Source organism: Nocardioides sp. CCNWLW239, from assembly GCF_037137035.1.
Classification (GTDB): domain Bacteria; phylum Actinomycetota; class Actinomycetes; order Propionibacteriales; family Nocardioidaceae; genus Nocardioides.
In genome coordinates this window covers 88,522-104,913 of the sequence record NZ_JBBBNW010000006.1, presented here as the reverse complement: position 1 = coordinate 104,913, position 16,392 = coordinate 88,522, and the positions used below count along the sequence as shown (strand labels likewise).

Annotated in this window: 14 protein-coding genes; 13 read left to right on the top strand and 1 reads right to left on the bottom strand. The window is 70.9% G+C overall.

The genetic code is table 11. The features are described 5' to 3' along the window. Window positions 1-22: 22 nt before the first annotated feature. Window positions 23-1,015 carry a glycosyltransferase family 2 protein gene (locus WBG06_RS21260; RefSeq protein ID WP_336739013.1) on the bottom strand — a complete coding sequence of 331 codons (993 nt, stop codon included), beginning with the start codon at window positions 1,013-1,015 and terminating at the stop codon, window positions 23-25. Between the two features lie 165 nt (window positions 1,016-1,180). On the opposite strand from WBG06_RS21260, the gene WBG06_RS21255 reads away from it, so the two are divergent. The 13 genes from WBG06_RS21255 to WBG06_RS21195 all read left to right on the top strand — a co-directional run bounded on the left by WBG06_RS21255 (window position 1,181) and on the right by WBG06_RS21195 (window position 16,387). Next, on the top strand, window positions 1,181-1,432 hold the full coding sequence (locus WBG06_RS21255; RefSeq protein ID WP_336739011.1) for a hypothetical protein: 252 nt from the start codon (window positions 1,181-1,183) through the stop codon (window positions 1,430-1,432). Window positions 1,433-1,450: 18 nt separating this feature from the next. Continuing rightward, on the top strand, window positions 1,451-2,599 hold the full coding sequence (gene ftsY / locus WBG06_RS21250; protein WP_336739352.1) for a signal recognition particle-docking protein FtsY: 1,149 nt from the start codon (window positions 1,451-1,453) through the stop codon (window positions 2,597-2,599). Window positions 2,600-2,628: 29 nt separating this feature from the next. After that, complete coding sequence (locus WBG06_RS21245) at window positions 2,629-3,834, top strand: ROK family transcriptional regulator (protein WP_336739009.1); 1,206 nt, start codon at window positions 2,629-2,631, stop codon at window positions 3,832-3,834. 155 nt (window positions 3,835-3,989) lie between these two features. After that, window positions 3,990-6,119 carry a PQQ-dependent sugar dehydrogenase gene (locus WBG06_RS21240; protein ID WP_336739008.1) on the top strand — a complete coding sequence of 710 codons (2,130 nt, stop codon included), beginning with the start codon at window positions 3,990-3,992 and terminating at the stop codon, window positions 6,117-6,119. A 249-nt stretch (window positions 6,120-6,368) separates the two neighbouring features. Then, window positions 6,369-7,640, top strand: a complete 1,272-nt coding sequence (locus WBG06_RS21235; RefSeq protein WP_336739006.1) for an ROK family transcriptional regulator — start codon at window positions 6,369-6,371, stop codon at window positions 7,638-7,640. Beyond that, a complete protein-coding gene (locus WBG06_RS21230) occupies window positions 7,637-9,196 on the top strand; it encodes a sugar ABC transporter ATP-binding protein (RefSeq protein ID WP_336739004.1) in 1,560 nt (519 codons plus the stop codon). The genes WBG06_RS21235 and WBG06_RS21230 overlap by 4 nt, the downstream gene beginning before the upstream one ends. After that, window positions 9,193-10,245, top strand: a complete 1,053-nt coding sequence (locus WBG06_RS21225) for an ABC transporter permease (RefSeq protein ID WP_336739002.1) — start codon at window positions 9,193-9,195, stop codon at window positions 10,243-10,245. The genes WBG06_RS21230 and WBG06_RS21225 overlap by 4 nt, the downstream gene beginning before the upstream one ends. Window positions 10,246-10,330: 85 nt before the next feature. Further along, window positions 10,331-11,398 (top strand): substrate-binding domain-containing protein, encoded by a 1,068-nt coding sequence (locus tag WBG06_RS21220; RefSeq protein WP_336739000.1) that lies wholly within the window; start codon window positions 10,331-10,333, stop codon window positions 11,396-11,398. An 80-nt stretch (window positions 11,399-11,478) separates the two neighbouring features. Further along, complete coding sequence (locus WBG06_RS21215; RefSeq protein ID WP_336738998.1) at window positions 11,479-12,654, top strand: Gfo/Idh/MocA family protein; 1,176 nt, start codon at window positions 11,479-11,481, stop codon at window positions 12,652-12,654. Window positions 12,655-12,721: 67 nt separating this feature from the next. Beyond that, window positions 12,722-13,534 carry a ThuA domain-containing protein gene (locus WBG06_RS21210; RefSeq protein ID WP_336738996.1) on the top strand — a complete coding sequence of 271 codons (813 nt, stop codon included), beginning with the start codon at window positions 12,722-12,724 and terminating at the stop codon, window positions 13,532-13,534. Beyond that, window positions 13,534-14,688, top strand: a complete 1,155-nt coding sequence (locus WBG06_RS21205) for an inositol-3-phosphate synthase (RefSeq protein ID WP_336738995.1) — start codon at window positions 13,534-13,536, stop codon at window positions 14,686-14,688. Before WBG06_RS21210 ends, WBG06_RS21205 begins: the two co-directional genes overlap by 1 nt. Further along, a complete protein-coding gene (locus WBG06_RS21200; RefSeq protein WP_336738994.1) occupies window positions 14,685-15,527 on the top strand; it encodes an SCO3242 family prenyltransferase in 843 nt (280 codons plus the stop codon). Before WBG06_RS21205 ends, WBG06_RS21200 begins: the two co-directional genes overlap by 4 nt. Beyond that, the gene (locus tag WBG06_RS21195) at window positions 15,524-16,387 is read left to right on the top strand and encodes a sugar phosphate isomerase/epimerase family protein (protein ID WP_336738993.1); all 864 of its coding nucleotides are present in this window, start codon (window positions 15,524-15,526) and stop codon (window positions 16,385-16,387) included. The genes WBG06_RS21200 and WBG06_RS21195 overlap by 4 nt, the downstream gene beginning before the upstream one ends. Window positions 16,388-16,392: the final 5 nt, after the last annotated feature.

Genomic DNA, 16,392 nt, shown 5'->3' with positions numbered 1-16,392 from the left:
AGGTCCTCCTGGTGATGAGAGTTCAGCGGGTGCGGGGTGGGATGTAGGGCTCGGCGGCCAGTGCGGCCCGGCCGCGCTCGGCACCGAGGGCGTGCTCGTCGTCGGGCACTGCCTTGTCGGTCTCGGGGTCGAGCACGTCACGCAGGAGGTCGGGGATCAGCGCGCGGCTGAGCACGATGTGCAGGTGGTTGGTCAGCCAGTCGTCGAAGACGTAGTCGCCCGAGAAGGCACCCGCGGCGAGCTCGGCACGCGTGGGCGTACGAGAGAGATAGGCGTCCTGGAGGGTGCCGTTCAGATAGCGCTGGTAGTCGCGCATGCCGTGGTGGCGAGGGCTCGGCCGGAGGTCCGGGTTGGCCTCGTAGCCCTTGCCCGCGTTGATCACCTTGCGCTCCACCTGGGACCAGGACCGCCAGGGGAGGTGGAGCACCTCCATGGCGATCTCGTCGGCAGGCTGGCCGTTGCTGTGCAGCGAGACGAAGTGGTTGCCCTGGACGACCTCGATGTCGGACTCGCCGCGGTGGATCGCGTTGGGTGTCGGGTGGGCGTGCAGGCCCACCTCTTCGAGGCGCTCGTCGGAGCGCCGGTCGCGCCACTGGAGCCGGTTGATCCCGCCGCCCTTCCAGGCGGGCGGTCCGACGAGGTTCTCCACGTCGACGGTGAACGCGTTCAGGGACAGCGGGGTGGCCTCGAGCGCCTGGCGTACGGTCAGGCCCTTGTCCTTCGGCACCAGGAACTCGTCGGCGTCGAGGTTGAGGACCCAGTCGGCGCGGAAATGGGTGCGCGCCCGCCGGGCCATCGCGGTGACGACCTTGCCCTGCTGCTTCTGGTGGACGGGGTCGTGATGGAGCTCGACCCGCCCCGTCGCGGCGTAGCGCTCGAGCACCTCGGTGGTCCCGTCGACCGACGCGTTGTCCGTGACGATCAGGGTGTCGACACCTTGGTCCAGGTGGTGCTCGATCATCGCGGCGACGATGTCGACCTCGTCCCGGACCATCATTGTCCCGATGATCCTCATGCCGCGAAACACTACCGGCCAGGTGGACGTTGTGGAGATCCCGCGCCGTACGACGGGACGCCCGGCCGGAGCCGGTGGCCGCGTGGCGGTGTCGGGTCCGGGCGCGCGGTGTGCAAGGGTGGACATCGTCCGTGCGTATCCAGAAGGGGGCTGGCCGAGCCAGTGTTGACCATCCTTGTCATCTTCGTGGCGATGCTCCTCATCGTCGCGCTGGCCGGACTGGTGATCGTCTACACGGTCTTCCCGCACCGCGGACAGAAGATGCCGTACGCCACCAAGCTCGGTGAGGCGATGGAGCGAGCCGTCGACACGGCTCCCACGCTCGGTCCGGCGACCCGTCTGCAGGAGCGCCGTGAGGACCATCTCACCGAGCTGCTCGGTGAGCGCAAGCCAGGAACTACGGAAAATCCGCGCTAGTTTGATTGGATGAGGGCCATGGAAACGGTCACCCTCATCGTCATCATCGCGCTCGCGGCTGTCGCGATCATCGGCGGCGGCATCGTCGGTCTGGTCACCAGCACCCGACGCCGCAAGGATCGTTCGCTGCCGCCCGAGGCGGGGACCGATGTCATCACCCGGCCCGACGAGGCGGCCGGGGAGTCGACGGTCGTCGCCGAGCCCGAGGCGGAGACGGCGCCGGCGGAGCCCGCGGCGCCGGTCATCGAGAAGCCGGAGAGCACCGCGTCCCGCCTGGTGCGGCTGCGCCAGCGCCTGGCCGGCTCCAACGCGCTGGGGCGCGGCCTGCTCAACCTGCTCTCGACCGACCGCCTCGACGAGGACACCTGGGAGTCGATCGAGGACCTGCTCCTCACCGCCGACATCGGCGTGGCACCGACCCAGGAGCTGGTCGAGGGGCTGCGTACGCGGCTGCGCGTCGAGGGCGCCACGGCCGACCCGAAGGCGGCCCTGCGCGAGGAGCTGATCAAGCTGGTCGACCCGAGCATGGACCGTCGGCTCCAGGTCAGCGGAGCCGACGGCGCTCCCGGCGTGGTGCTGATGGTCGGGGTCAACGGGACCGGCAAGACCACCACGACCGGCAAGCTCGCCCGCATCCTGGTCTCCGAGGACCGCAAGGTCGTCCTCGGTGCCGCCGACACCTTCCGCGCCGCGGCCGCCGAGCAGCTCACCACTTGGGGCGAGCGGGTCGGCGTCGAGGTCGTACGCGGCCCGGAAGGCACCGACCCGGCCAGCGTCGCCTTCGACTCGGTCAAGCAGGGCCTCGACACGAACGTCGACACCGTCATCGTCGACACCGCCGGCCGCCTGCAGAACAAGGCCGGTCTGATGGACGAGCTCGGGAAGGTCAAGCGAGTCATCGAGAAGCAGACCCCGGTCACCGAGGTCCTGCTCGTCCTCGACGCCACCACCGGTCAGAACGGCCTCATCCAGGCCCGCGTCTTCAGCGAGGCCGTGGCCGTCAGCGGCATCGTCCTCACCAAGCTCGACGGCTCCGCCAAGGGCGGCATCGTCGTCGCCGTGCAGCGCGAGCTCGGCGTTCCGGTGAAGCTCGTCGGCCTCGGTGAGGGTCCCGACGACCTGGCCCCGTTCACCCCCGAGGCCTTCGTCGACGCGCTCCTCGGCTGAGTTCCGGCGACGCATGGCAGGATCCCGGTATGCGCCATTCACTCGCCGGCCGGGCCGAGACGTCCATGCAGGCCCGGCTGCTCGCCCAGCTCCGCGACGAGGGCCCGCTCTCGCGGGTGCAGCTCGCCGACCGGCTGAACGTCTCCCGCACCACGATCGCTGCTGAGGTCGGCCGGCTCACCGAGCTGGGTATGGCCCACGAGGTGGGGCCGGCGGCCTCCCGGGGCGGGCGTCGCTCGACCCTGGTCGACCTCGCGCCGGACATCCGGTTCGTCGGCATCTCGATCGGTGCCACCAGCATGTCGGTCGGCCTCACCGATGGCCGGCTGTCGGTGATCGGCACGCGCACCCGAGCCTGCGACATCCGCACCGGACCGGAGACGGTGCTGGCCACCGCGCTCGACGAGGTCCGAGCGCTCCTGGACGAGCACGGCGTCTCCCAGCCGATGGGCGCGGGCATCGGCGTGCCCGGGCCGGTCGACTTCCACCGTGGTGTCTCGGTGTCTCCGCCGATCATGCCGGGCTGGGACGGCTACCCGGTGCGGGACGCGGTCGCCCGCGAGCTGGGCTGTCCGGTCGTGCTCGACAACGACGTGAACGTGCTCGCCGCGGGGGAGCAGCACGGCGGCGTCGCCCGCACCGCGCGGGACTTCCTCTACGTGAAGATCGGCACCGGCATCGGCTGCGGGATCGTCGTCGACGGGGAGCTCTACCGCGGAGTCGACGGCTGTGCCGGCGACATCGGCCACATCCGGGTCGAGGACTTCGGACCCACCTGCGCCTGCGGCAACACCGGTTGCCTGGAGGCGTTCTCCGGGGGAGCGGCGCTCGCTCGCGAGGCGCTGGCCGCGGCCCGTTCGGGGCGCTCCCCGGTGCTGGCCGAGCTGCTCGCCGAGAAGGGGGAGCTGAGCGCTGAGGACATCGCGGTCGCGGTGGCCCGCGGCGACGCCCAGGCGGTCCAGCTCATTCGCGACAGCGGCCACCGCATCGGCCAGGTGCTCGCCAGCCTGGTGTCGTTCTTCAACCCCGGCCTCATCGTCATCGGCGGGCGGGTCAGCAAGCTGGGTCACGGTCTGCTCGCGGAGATCCGCAGTGTGACCTACCGCCGCTCGCTGCCGCTGGCGACCGGGAATCTCCCCATCGTGCTCAGCGAGCTGGGTGACGAGGGCGGCGTCATCGGCGCCGCTCACCTGATCAGCGCCTCGGTGTACGCGCCCAGCAGCGGAGAGGCGTAGGTCCCGGCTCCACACCGCCCGGAGGCGCACTGCCGTCCCATCTTTCGAAATCTTCTTGCGAAAGTATGCAAGTCTCTTGACGTGATTGGCGTCACATCGCTACGTTCGCGGACGATCTCGCTCCCTTCCACGACAGCGAGAGAAGGAGATGGACCGTGCGCAGATTCACCCTCTGGAGCGTCGCCACGACCGTGGTCTCAGGCCTCCTGGTTCTCCCCCTCACGACGTCCGCGGACGCGGCCCCCACGGCCGAGCCACCGCCGGACTCCGACTTCGAGAAGGTGACCCTCAACGACCGTCCCGGCGAGCCGATGGACCTCGCGGTCCTGCCGAACGGAGATGTCCTCCACACCACCCGAGCCGGGAAGGTGTGGCTCAACGACGCCGACACGGGCGTCAACAGCGTCGCAGCCGAGTTCGACGTCTACCAGCACGACGAGGAGGGTCTGCAGAGCATCGCTCTGGACCCCGGATACAACGGCCGGACCAACAAGTGGGTCTACGTCTACTACTCGCCCCCGATGGACACCCCTGTCGACGACCCAGCCACGCCGGACGTCAACGAGGGTGACGCGCCGGAGTTCGGCACGCCCGCCGACTTCGAGCCGTTCAAGGGCGCGATCCGACTCTCGCGCTACCAGTACTCCGGCGGGAAGATCGACCTCTCCACCGAGCAGCAGATCATCGACGTACCGGTGGACCGGGGTCGGTGCTGCCACGTCGGCGGCGACATCGTCTTCGACTCCGCGGGCAACCTGATCCTCGCCACCGGCGACGACACCGACCCGTTCCAGTCCGACGGGTACGCCCCGCTCGACGACCGCGCGGACCGCAGCCCGGCGTTCGACGCCCGGCGTACGGCGGCCAACACCAACGACCTGCGCGGCAAGCTCCTCCGGATCACGCCGAAGGCCGGCGGTGGCTACACCGTCCCCGCCGGGAACCTGTTCGCGCCGGGCACCGACAAGACCCGTCCGGAGATCTACGCGATGGGTCTGCGCAACCCGTTCCGGATCGAGATCGACCCGCAGACCGACCGCATCTTCGTGGCGGACTACTCGCCCGACGCCTCGTCCGCGAACCCCGACCGCGGTCCGGCGGGCCAGGGCAAGTGGACGGTCGTCACCGAGCCGGCCAACTACGGCTGGCCGTTGTGCGCGACCGCTGAGCTGCCCTACCGCGACTACGACTTCGCGACCGGGACCTCGGGACCGGCCTTCGACTGTGAGGCCCCGGTCAACGACTCGCGGCACAACACGGGTCTGAGCCAACTCCCGCCGGTCACCCAGCCGACCGTCTGGTACACCTACGGCCAGTCCCAGGAGTTCCCCGAGCTCGGCACCGGCGGCATCGCGCCGATGGCCGGCCCGGCGTACGACTTCCAGAAGTCGGCGACCAAGAACCCGCTCTCCGGGGCCTGGCCGGAGTACTACGACGGCGTCCCGCTGTTCGCGGAGTGGGGCCGGGACTACATCAAGGGCATGCGTCTTGACGCCGACGGTGAGCTCACCGGGATCGAGTCCCTGCTCTCCAGCTTCGCCACGGACAACGTGATGGACCTGGAGTTCGGTAAGAACGGCTCGCTCTACATGCTCGAGTACGGCGACGGGTTCTTCAGCGAGAACGAGGAGGCCCAGGTCTCCCGGATCGACTACATCGCCCGCACCGGCAACCACTCCCCGAAGCCGGTGATCAGCGCCGACAGGACTGCCGGCGACCAGCCGCTGACCGTCGCCTTCGACAGCGCGGGGACGACCGACCCCGACGGTGACCGGCTGACCTACCAGTGGGACTTCGACGGTGACGGGCAGTTCGACGCCACCGGGAAGACCGCGACCCACACCTACGCCGAGCCGGGTGTCTACAAGGCGACCCTGACGGTCACGGACAAGGGCAAGGCCGGCCGTGGCAAGCACGCATCGGCCGACGTCGACGTCGTCGTGGGCAACGAGGTCCCGGTGGTCACCCTGACCACCACCCCGGCGCCGGGCGAGGCCTTCCACTTCGGTGACACCGTGCACTTCCAGGTCGAGGTCTCCGACGACCAGGCGGTCGACTGCGACCGGGTCTCGGTGACGTACGTCCTGGGTCACGACGAGCACGGACACCCGCAGACCACCGCGAACGGGTGCAGCGGCTCGATCGTGACGACCGTCCCTGGCGGTCACGACCCCGGGCAGGATGACCTGAACGCGGTCTTCGTGGCCGAGTACACCGACCCGGGCGAGGGCGACATCCCGGCGCTCACCGGCACCGACGAGGTGGTGATCACCCCCAGCGAGTGACCATCACGATCGACCTGGAAGGGGCATCTGGCCAACCGTGGCCGGGTGCCCCTTTCGGTTACTTTGTCCAACAACTTTTCAAAGTCCAACACAAACTTTGCAGAAACCGCCAAATAGGTCTTGTAGAACGTGGGCCAGGTCACTAGTTTGTCTCTCGGCCACGGAATTCTGTGACTGCCATCACAGGCTGCCGTGTCCCTCGAACGAACCCACCACGACGCCGAGCACGATCCGGACAGGAGGCCCACGATGCGCGACGCAGACATCACCGTGCGGGTCTCCGCGACCGCCGACCCGGCCGCCGTCCGGGCCGCACGCCTGGGCCTGCTGCTCCGCTCGCTGCGTGACGGCGGCCCGCGGTCACGAGGCCGCCTGGCCGAGGAGACCGGGCTCACCCGTTCGGTGGCGACCGGGCTCGTCGACGAGCTGGTCGAGCTCGGGCTGGTCTCCTGCGAGGACGCCGACCGCCGTGGCGCCGGCCGTCCCGGGGTCCAGGTCCGCCTCGTCGGCCGCGCCGTCTGCGGGGTGGGTGCGGAGATCAACGTCGACCACCTCGCCGTCGTCGCCGTCGACCTGGCCGGATCGGTGATCGCCGAGGCTCGTCGTGGCATCGACGGCCGCAGCCTGCCGGCGGAGGAGGTGCTGGCCGAGCTCGCCGGCCTGGTCGCCGACGCCCTCGCTGAGGCTCGGGGCGCCGGCTCGACCGTCGCCGGGATCACCGTCGGGGTCGCCGGTCTCGTCGACGCCACCACCGAGCTGGTCACGCTCGCTCCCAACCTCGGCTGGCGCGACATCGACGTCACCGCGGACGTACGCCGCCGGCTGGCCGACGCCCCTGGAGTCGTGGGGCCGGTGCCGCCGGTGCGGGTGGCCAACGAGGCCACCCTCGCCGCGACCGCCGAGCTCGACCCTGCCGACGCCGATCGCGCCGACATGGTGGTGCTCTACGGCGAGGTCGGCCTGGGTGGCGCGATCGTCAGCGGCGGTCGGGTGGCACCGGGCCGGCACGGCTGGGCCGGTGAGATCGGCCACCTCCCGCTCGACCCTCGCGGTCGCCGCTGCGGCTGCGGCCGCACCGGCTGCTGGGAGACCGTCGTCGGCCTGCGGGCGCTTCTGGAGTCGGCCACGGACCCCGACGACCCGATCCGTGACCCCGCCCTGACCCTCGAGGAGCGGCTCGCCACCCTGGTCGAGCGGGCCCGGCTCGCCGACGGCCGCACCCTGGCCGCGCTGGACGAGGTCGGATCCTGGCTCGGCACCGGCGCCGCCGTCCTGGTCAACACGCTCAACCCCGGCACCGTCGTGCTCAGCGGTTACTTCGCCGCGCTCGGCGAGTGGCTGCGCCCGGCGGTCGAGTCGCGGCTCGCCGCCGACGTGCTCGCACCGCGGGCCGGCGGAACCCGTGTCTCCGTCTCTGCCTACGGCCCGACCGCCGCGGTCCGCGGCGGTGCACTGGTCTCCCTCGAGCCGGTGCTCTCCGACCCCACCGCTCTCGCCGAACTGCACGGAGGAACCCGATGACCCAGACCCCTGAGCCGTCGCCGGACGGCCCCGCCGCCAGCACAGACGGGGGTGACGTACTGCTGGAGATGACCGGGATCGTGAAGCGGTTCCCGGGCGTGCTCGCCCTCGGCGGCGTCGATCTCGACGTCCGCGCGGGCGAGGTGCACTGCCTGCTCGGGCAGAACGGTGCCGGCAAGTCGACCCTGATCAAGGTGCTCTCCGCGTCGTACCAGCCCGACGAGGGGGAGATCCGCTGGGAGGGCGAGCCGGTGCGGCTGACGACGCCGGTCGCTGCCATGAAGCGCGGCATCTCGACCATCTACCAGGAGCTCGACCTGGTGCCGGGGCTCACCGTCACCGAGAACATCTTCCTCGGTCACGAGCTCGCCACTGCCGGGTTCACCCGTCGTGCCGAGGCCGCCCAGCGGGTTCGTGCCATCCTGAAGCGGCTCGGCCACAGCGAGGTCGACCCGAACCGCTTGGTCGGCGACCTCTCGCCGGCCGGCCAGCAGATCGTCTCGATGGCGCGTGCGCTGTCCCACGACACCCGCCTGCTGATCCTCGACGAGCCGTCGGCGGTCCTGGACCAGGAGGAGGTGGACAACCTCTTCCGAGTGGTCCGCGGCCTCACCGCGGAGGGCGTCGCGATCATCTACATCTCCCACCGTCTGGAGGAGATCCGGCAGATCGGCGACCGGATCACCGTGCTCAAGGACGGCCGCACCGTCGCCACCGGCCTCTCGGTCGCAGAGACCCCGACGCGGGAGCTGATCACGCTGATGACCGGCCGCGAGATCGAGTACGTCTTCCCTGAACGTCCCACGACGCGACCCGGCGAGGACGCCACGCCGGTGCTCGAGGCCAGCGGCCTGTCCGGCGACCGTTTCCACGACATCGACCTGCGCGTCCACGCCGGCGAGATCGTCGGTCTGGCGGGCCTGGTCGGCTCCGGCCGATCGGAGATCCTGGAGACCATCTACGGCGCCCGCCGCTCCAGCGCGGGCACGGTCACGATCAACGGCCGCCGGCTGCGCCGGGGCTCCGTCCGCGCAGCGGTCGCAGCCGGGGTGGGGCTGGCTCCCGAGGAGCGCAAGAGCCAGGGACTGCTGCTCGACCAGGCCGTCTACCGCAACGTGACGGTCTCGTCGCTGAACAAGTTCTCCAAGGCCAGCTTCTTGGACAGCGGCGCCGAGCGCCGCGCCGCCGAGGAGCTCAGTCGCTCGCTCGACGTACGTCCCGCCGGCGTGGACCGACCGGTCCGCAACCTGTCCGGCGGGAACCAGCAGAAGGTCGTGCTCGCCCGCTGGCTGCTGCGCGACTGCAAGGTGCTGCTCCTCGACGAGCCGACTCGGGGCGTCGACGTCGGGGCACGCAGCGAGATCTACAACCTCGTCCGCCGCCTGGCCGACGAAGGTGTCGCCGTGGTCGTGGTGTCCAGCGAGGTCGAGGAGGTGCTCGGTCTCGCCGACCGGGTCCTCGTCATCAGCGAGGGTGCCGTCGTCCACGAGGGACCCGCCACCGAGATCGACGAGTCGAAGGTCCTGGACCTCGTGATGGAAGGAGAGGTCGCATGAGCGACACGCCAACGAACGCTGCTGTGGCCCAGGAGGACACAGCTCGGGTCGAGAAGGAAGCAGCCCGCCGGGCCGAGCCCGGTGGTCTCGGCCAGCTGCTGCGCAGCGGGGCGGGTCACAACCTCGGCCTGGTCCTGGCGCTGGCGCTGCTCGCCGTCATCGGCACCGCTACGGCGGGTGAGCGGTTCGCCTCGGTCGACAACGTGATGACCATCCTGCGACTGGCCGCGGTGATCGGTGTGGTCAGCATCGGGATGACGTTCGTCATCACCGGCGGCGGCATCGACCTCTCCGTGGGCGCGCTGGTCGCGCTCTCCTCGATCTGGTGCACCACGGTGGCCACCCAGACGATGGCGAACGACATCCACTGGATCATCGTCGTCACCACCGCACTCCTGGTCGGTGCCGGCGCCGGGCTGATCAACGGGTTGCTGATCGCATACGGCGGGGTGGTGCCGTTCATCGCCACGCTGGCGATGATGGCCAGCGCTCGCGGTCTGGCCGAGATCATCTCGGCGCGCAAGACGCAGATCATCAGCGTGCCGGGCTTCACCGACGCGTTCTCCCGCGACATCCTCGGTATCTCCGTGCTGATCTGGATCTTCGCCATCGTGGCCGTGATCGGCTGGATCCTGCTCAACCGCACCACCTTCGGACGTCGCACCCTTGCCATCGGCGGCAACCCGGAGGCCTCGCGCCTGGCCGGCATCAACGTACGTCGCCACACCGTGCTCCTCTACGTGCTCGTCGGCCTCTGCTGCGGCATCGCAGCGGTGATGCTGATCAGCCGTACCACGACCGGCAGCGCCACTCACGGCCAGCTCTACGAGCTGGACGCCATCGCGGCGGTCGTCATCGGCGGCACCCTGCTCAGCGGCGGGCGAGGCAACATCGTCGGCACCGTCTTCGGGGTGCTGATCTTCATGACCCTCACCAACGTGTTCGTTCTCAACAACCTCTCGATCTCCGCCCAGGCCTTCACCAAGGGCTTGATCATCATCGCCGCCGTGCTGCTGCAGAAGCGGTTCTCACGACAGCCCGGGTCATAGCCGCTCGGCGCCGTCCTCCAACCAGCCGTCCTCGGGTCTCGGACTCATCTCCCCTCCACCTCCGCACGATCTAGGAGCACCTCCCATGAAGTTCACCTCAGCAAAGCTCACCGGCCCGGTCGTCAGACGCCTTGGCACCGGCCTCGTCGCCGGCCTCTCGGTGCTCGCCCTCTCGGCCTGCATCAGCAACACCCCCGAGAAGTCCGAGAACGTCGGCGGCACCTCCAACGCCAAGGCGGGCTCCAACGACGAGAAGGGCGACACGGTCGTCATCGGCTTCTCGGCCCCCGCTGCCGACCACGGCTGGATGGGTGCGATCAGCGAGCAGGCCAAGTCCGCTGCCGAGGCCTACGAGGACGTCGACTTCCGCCTGGCGGAAGGCACCAACGAGGTCGGTCTGCAGATCAGCCAGGTCGAGACCTTCATCAACGACAAGGTCGACGCCATCGTGCTGCTCCCGTTCGACGGCGCCGCGCTGACCCCGGTGGCTCTCAAGGCGATGGAGGCCGGGATCCCGGTCATCAACGTCGACCGTGAGTTCAACGACCCCAACGCCGCCCGGGTCACCGTGCTCGGCGACAACTACGGCATGGGCGTCTCCGCGGGTGAGTACGTCTGCGAGCAGGCCGACGGCAAGACGGACGCCATCGTCGCCGAGATCGCCGGCATCGACTCGCTGCCGCTGACCCAGGACCGCAGCAAGGGCTTCAAGGACGCGCTGGCCAAGTGCGGCCTCGACGTCGACAACCGCGTCGCTGCCGACTTCACCGTCGAGGGTGGCGAGAAGGCGGCCTCCAACCTGCTCCAGGCCGCGCCGAAGATCGACTTCCTGTGGAACCACGACGACGACCAGGGCGTCGGCGTGCTCGCCGCGATCAAGAACGCCGGCCGTGACGAGTTCACCATGGTCGGCGGTGCCGGCTCGGCCAACGCGATGCGCGAGATCCAGGCCGACAACGGCGTCCTCAAGGCGACGGTCATCTACCCCTCCACCCAGGCCGCCGACGGCATCAAGCTCGCCCGGCTCCTGGCGCAGGACAAGGCGATGTCCGACCTGGTCGAAGTGACCGTGCCGCGCACGATCCAGCTGGACGCGCCGGTCGTCACCAAGGAGAACGTGGACGAGTTCCTGCCCACGGCCTTCGAGTCCTGACCCGGGCCTGAAGCACCACCGCAAGGTCGCTCCGCGCTCGGGCGCGGAGCGGCACCACCGAAACACAGGATCGAGTTCCGATGACCGAGCAGAAAGCCACGCTCGGTGTGGGGATGATCGGCTATGCCTTCATGGGCGCCGTACACTCCCACGCCTGGCGCAGCGCCCACCGCTTCTTCGACCTTCCCCTGACCCCGCGGATGCAGGTCGTCTGCGGCCGCGACGCGACCCGCGTCGCCGAGGCCGCGACCCGGTTCGGCTGGGAGGAGAGCGCCACCGACTGGCGCGAGGTGATCGCCCGCGACGACGTCGACCTGGTCGACATCTGCACGCCGGGTGACACCCACGCAGAGATCGCGATCGCCGCTCTCGAGGCCGGCAAGCACGTGCTGTGCGAGAAGCCCCTGGCCAACACCGTGGCCGAGGCCGAGCAGATGGCCGCGGCCGCTGCGGTGGCCGCCGAGCGTGGAGTGCGGGCGATGGTGGGGTTCACCTACCGCCGCGTGCCCGCGATCGCGCTGGCCCGGAAGCTGGTCGCCGATGGTCGTCTCGGCGAGCTCCACCACGTACGTGCGCAGTATCTCCAGGACTGGCTGGCCGACCCCGAGGCACCGCTGAGCTGGCGCCTGGACAAGGCGAAGGCCGGCTCCGGCGCGCTGGGCGACATCGGCGCCCACGTCATCGATCTGACCCAGCACATCACCGGGGACCGCATCCAGGAGGTCTCCGGGATGCTGGAGACGTTCGTGAAGGAGCGCCCGGTCGCCGAGGCCTCCTCGGGTCTCGCCGCCACCGCCGGAACCGGTCGTGGACCGGTCACCGTCGACGACACCGCGCTGTTCCTGGCCCGGTTCGCCGGGGGAGCGGTCGGCTCCTTCGAGGCGACCCGTTTCGCCACCGGACGCAAGAACGCGATCCGGATCGAGATCAACGGGTCGAAGGGCAGCCTGGCGTTCGACTTCGAGGACATGAACGTCCTGCACTTCCACGACGCGACGCTCCCGGACGCCGAGGGCGGCTTCCGCCGGATCGTCGTCACCGAGCCCGACCACCCGTGGGTGGGGGCCTGGTGGCCGCCGGGTCACGGCCTGGGCTACGAGCACGGGTTCACCCATCAGGTCGTCGACCTGGTCCGGGCGCTCGGCGAGGGCACGGAGCCGGCACCGACGTTCGCCGACGGCCTCCAGGTGCAGCGCGTGCTCGCCGCCATCGAGACCAGCTCCGACACCAGGACGTGGCAGGAGATCCCCGTCTGATCCACCGCGGGGCCGCTCGGCCGATTCCAGCCTGTTCAAACCGTTGAGCACAGAAGGGATACGCATCATGAAGCACGGATCACGAAGGTTCCGGACACTCATCGCGGCGATCGGGCTGGTGGCGGTGGCCGCCATGGCCCCAGGCCTGTCACCGGCCGCGAGCGCCGACCGCCCTGGCGGGGGTGAGGAGGCGCGGCCGTACGACGTCCTGGTGTTCTCCAAGACCGCCGGCTTCCGGCACGGCTCCATCCCCGACGGCATCGCGGCGATCAAGAAGCTGGGAGCCGAGAACGGCTTCACGGTGACCGCCACCGAGGACGCCGCGGTGTTCAACGACACCGACCTGGCGGCGTACGAGGCGGTGCTGTGGCTCTCCACCACCGGTGACGTGCTCGACGCCGGCCAGCAGGCTGCGTTCGAGCGCTACATCCAAGGCGGTGGCGGCTACGTCGGTGTCCACGCGGCCTCCGACACCGAGTACGACTGGCCCTGGTACGGCGGCCTGGTCGGCGCCTACTTCGCCGGTCACCCCGCCCAGCAGACCGCGACGGTGAAGGTGCACGCGCACAACACCGCCGCGACGGCCGAGCTGCCGAAGCGGTGGACCCGCTGGGACGAGTGGTACAGCTTCCGCGACCAGCCGGCCGACTCGATCCGGGTCCTCGCCGACCTCGACGAGCGCAGCTACGACCCGGGCCGGTTCGCCATGGGTGACCCGCACCCGATCGCCTGGTGCCACGAGTACGACGGCGGGCGGGCGTTCTACACCGGCATGGGCCACACGAACGAGTCGTTCACCGAGCCGGAGTTCCTCTCCCACGTGCTCGGCGGCATCCAGATGGTCGCCGGCGTCGCGCCGTTCCGCTGCGAGGCGGGCTGATGAGCGAGCGTCAGGGACTGTGGCTGGTCGGAGCCTGCGGTTCGGTCGGCGTCACCACGACGGTCGGCGCGCTGGCCGTACGTGCGGGGCTCGCCGGGCGGGTCGGGCTGGTCTCCGAGCAGCCCGAGATCGCGGCGGCAGGGCTGCCCGCTCTCGACGACCTGGTGATCGGCGGGCACGATCTGTGCTCGGAGCCGCTGGCCAAACGAGCCGAGCGGCTCGCTGCGGGCGGTGTCGTCCCGGCCGGGATCCTGCCGGCGATCGCGAGCGAGCTGGAGCAGGTCGACGCGCGGCTGCGTACGGGCTATGACCCTGCTGGCTCCGAGCCTCAGGGCGCCGCCGTCGAGCGGTTGACCGCCGACCTGGTGGCCTTCCGGGAGGAGCACGGGCTCGACCGGGTGGTCGTGGTCGACGTGGCCAGCACCGAGCCTCCGGCGGAGGTCGTGACGGGCGGTCCGCTGACCGACCCCGATGCCCTCGACGCGGCGCTGGCGGCGGGGGAGTCCCCGCTGCCGGCCAGCTCCGTCTACGTGCTGGCGGCCTACCGGGCCGGATGCCCGGTGGTCTCGTTCACGCCCAGCCCGGGGCCGCGGCTGCCGGTGCTCGTCACGCTCGCCGAGCGGGCCGGGCTGCCGTGGGCGGGCTCCGACGGCAAGACCGGGGAGACCCTGCTGAAGTCGGCGCTGGCGCCGATGTTCGCGACCCGGGCGCTGCAGGTCAACGCCTGGGCCTCCTACAACATGCTCGGCGGCGGTGACGGCGCCACCCTCGCCGATCCGGACAACGCGCGCAGCAAGCTCGTCACCAAGGCCCAAGGTCTGGAGGCGATGCTCGGGCACCCCGTCGACGGGCCGATGCACATCGACTACGTCCCCGACCACGGCGACTGGAAGACCGCCATCGACCACGTCTCCTTCGAGGGTTTCCTCGGGGTGCGGATGTCGCTGCAGTTCACCTGGAACGGATGCGACTCGGCGCTGGCCGCACCGCTGGTCCTGGACCTGGCGCGGCTCACGCTGCGGGCGCATCAGGCGGAGGAGAGCGGGCCGCTTCCGTTCGGGTTCTTCTTCAAGGACCCGGCCGGCTCGACCGAGCACCGGCTGGGTACGCAGTGGGAGGAACTGGTCGCGTGGTGCGGCCGGGTGGGCGCATGACGCCTCGAGCCTTCGCTGAGCTGGTCCGGCTGCCGGCCGCCCTCACCGTGCCGGGTGACTCCCTGGCCGGGGCGGCCGCGGCCGGCCCGCTGCGGGCCCGGTCGGCGGCGATGCCGGCCGCCTCGGTGGCGCTCTACTGGGCCGGGATGGCGCTCAACGACTGGGCTGACCGCGACCTCGACGCCGTCGAGCGTCCCGAGCGGCCGATCCCGTCGGGCCGGGTCAGCCCGCGGCAGGCGCTGGGGGTGGCTGCCGGCCTCACCGCGGCGGGTGTCGGCCTGGCGGCGCTCGCCGGTGGGCGTCCCGCCGCGGTGACGGCTGCCGCCCTCGCCGGGGCGGTGTGGGCCTACGACACCGTCCTCAAGGACACCCCGGCCGGGCCGTTCGCGATGGCGGCCACCCGTGGGCTCGACGTCCTTCTCGGGGCGAGCGCGGCCGGACGTACGCGTGCCGGCGTGGTGCCGGCGAGCCTGCTCGCCGCCCACACCGCCGGGGTCACCCTGCTCAGCCGGGGCGAGGTCCACGGCACCCGGCCTGTCACCGCCGTCCTCGCCGGCGGGGTCACGGTCGCGACCGCGGCCGCGGCGGCCGGCCACGGGCGGGCCGCGCTTCCCGTTGCGCTCGCCGCGACGTACGCACGCAGCGTCGGCTCCGCGCAGCTCGCCGCGGCCTCCTCGCCGGACGCAGGCACCGTCCGGCGGGCCACCGGGGCGGGGATCCGCGGGATGATCCCTCTCCAGGCCGCGCTCGTGGCTCGCCGCTCGCCGCTGGTCGCGATGGCGCTCCTCGCCGCCGGCCCCATCGCCAAGGCCGCGTCCAAGGTGGTGTCGCCGACATGAGCGCGCTGAAGTTCGGCTACGGCACCAACGGTATGCACAGCCATCGTCTCGAGGACGCCCTTGCCGTCCTGGCGGACCTGGGCTACGACGGCGTCGCCCTGACCCTCGATCACCTCCACCTCGACCCCTACCGGCCGAACCTCTCCAGCCGGGTCGCGCAGGTGCGTCGCCGCCTGGACGAGCTCGGGCTGTCGGTCGTGGTCGAGACCGGCGCCCGCTACATTCTCGACCCGCTCCGCAAGCACTACCCGACTCTGCTCCACCCGGGGCCCGACGCGGCTCGGCGCGTCGACTACCTGCACCGGGCGATCGACGTCGCCGCCGACCTGGGTGCCGAGGCGGTCTCGTTCTGGTCCGGCACGCTGCCGGACGGAGTCGCCGAGGACCGGGCCTGGGGCCGGCTGTGCGACGGAGTCTGGCAGGTCCTCGACCTCGCCACCCGCCGCGGTGTCGTGTGCGCCGTCGAGCCCGAGCCCGGGCACTTCGTCGACACCCTCGATGCTGTGCTCGAGCTGCGCCGGCGCCTCGACGACCCGGCCCTGCTGCGGGTCACCCTCGACATCGGTCATGTGGTGTGCAACGAGCCGCGGGGGATGGCCGAGACCATCCGCCGTGCCGGTCCGCTGCTGGCCAACGTGCAGGTCGACGACATGGTCGAGGGCGTCCACGAGCACCTCGAGCTCGGCACCGGCCAGGTCGACTTCGCCGAAGCGCTCGGCGCGCTCGTCGAGATCGGCTACACCGGTCTCGCCGCGCTCGAGCTTCCCCGCCAGTCCCACGCCGCCCCGGTCGTCGCCGAACGCTCGCTCGCGTTCCTGCGCGACACGTTGGCTTCGCTCCCCGAGGAGGTGTCCGCATGAGTGGC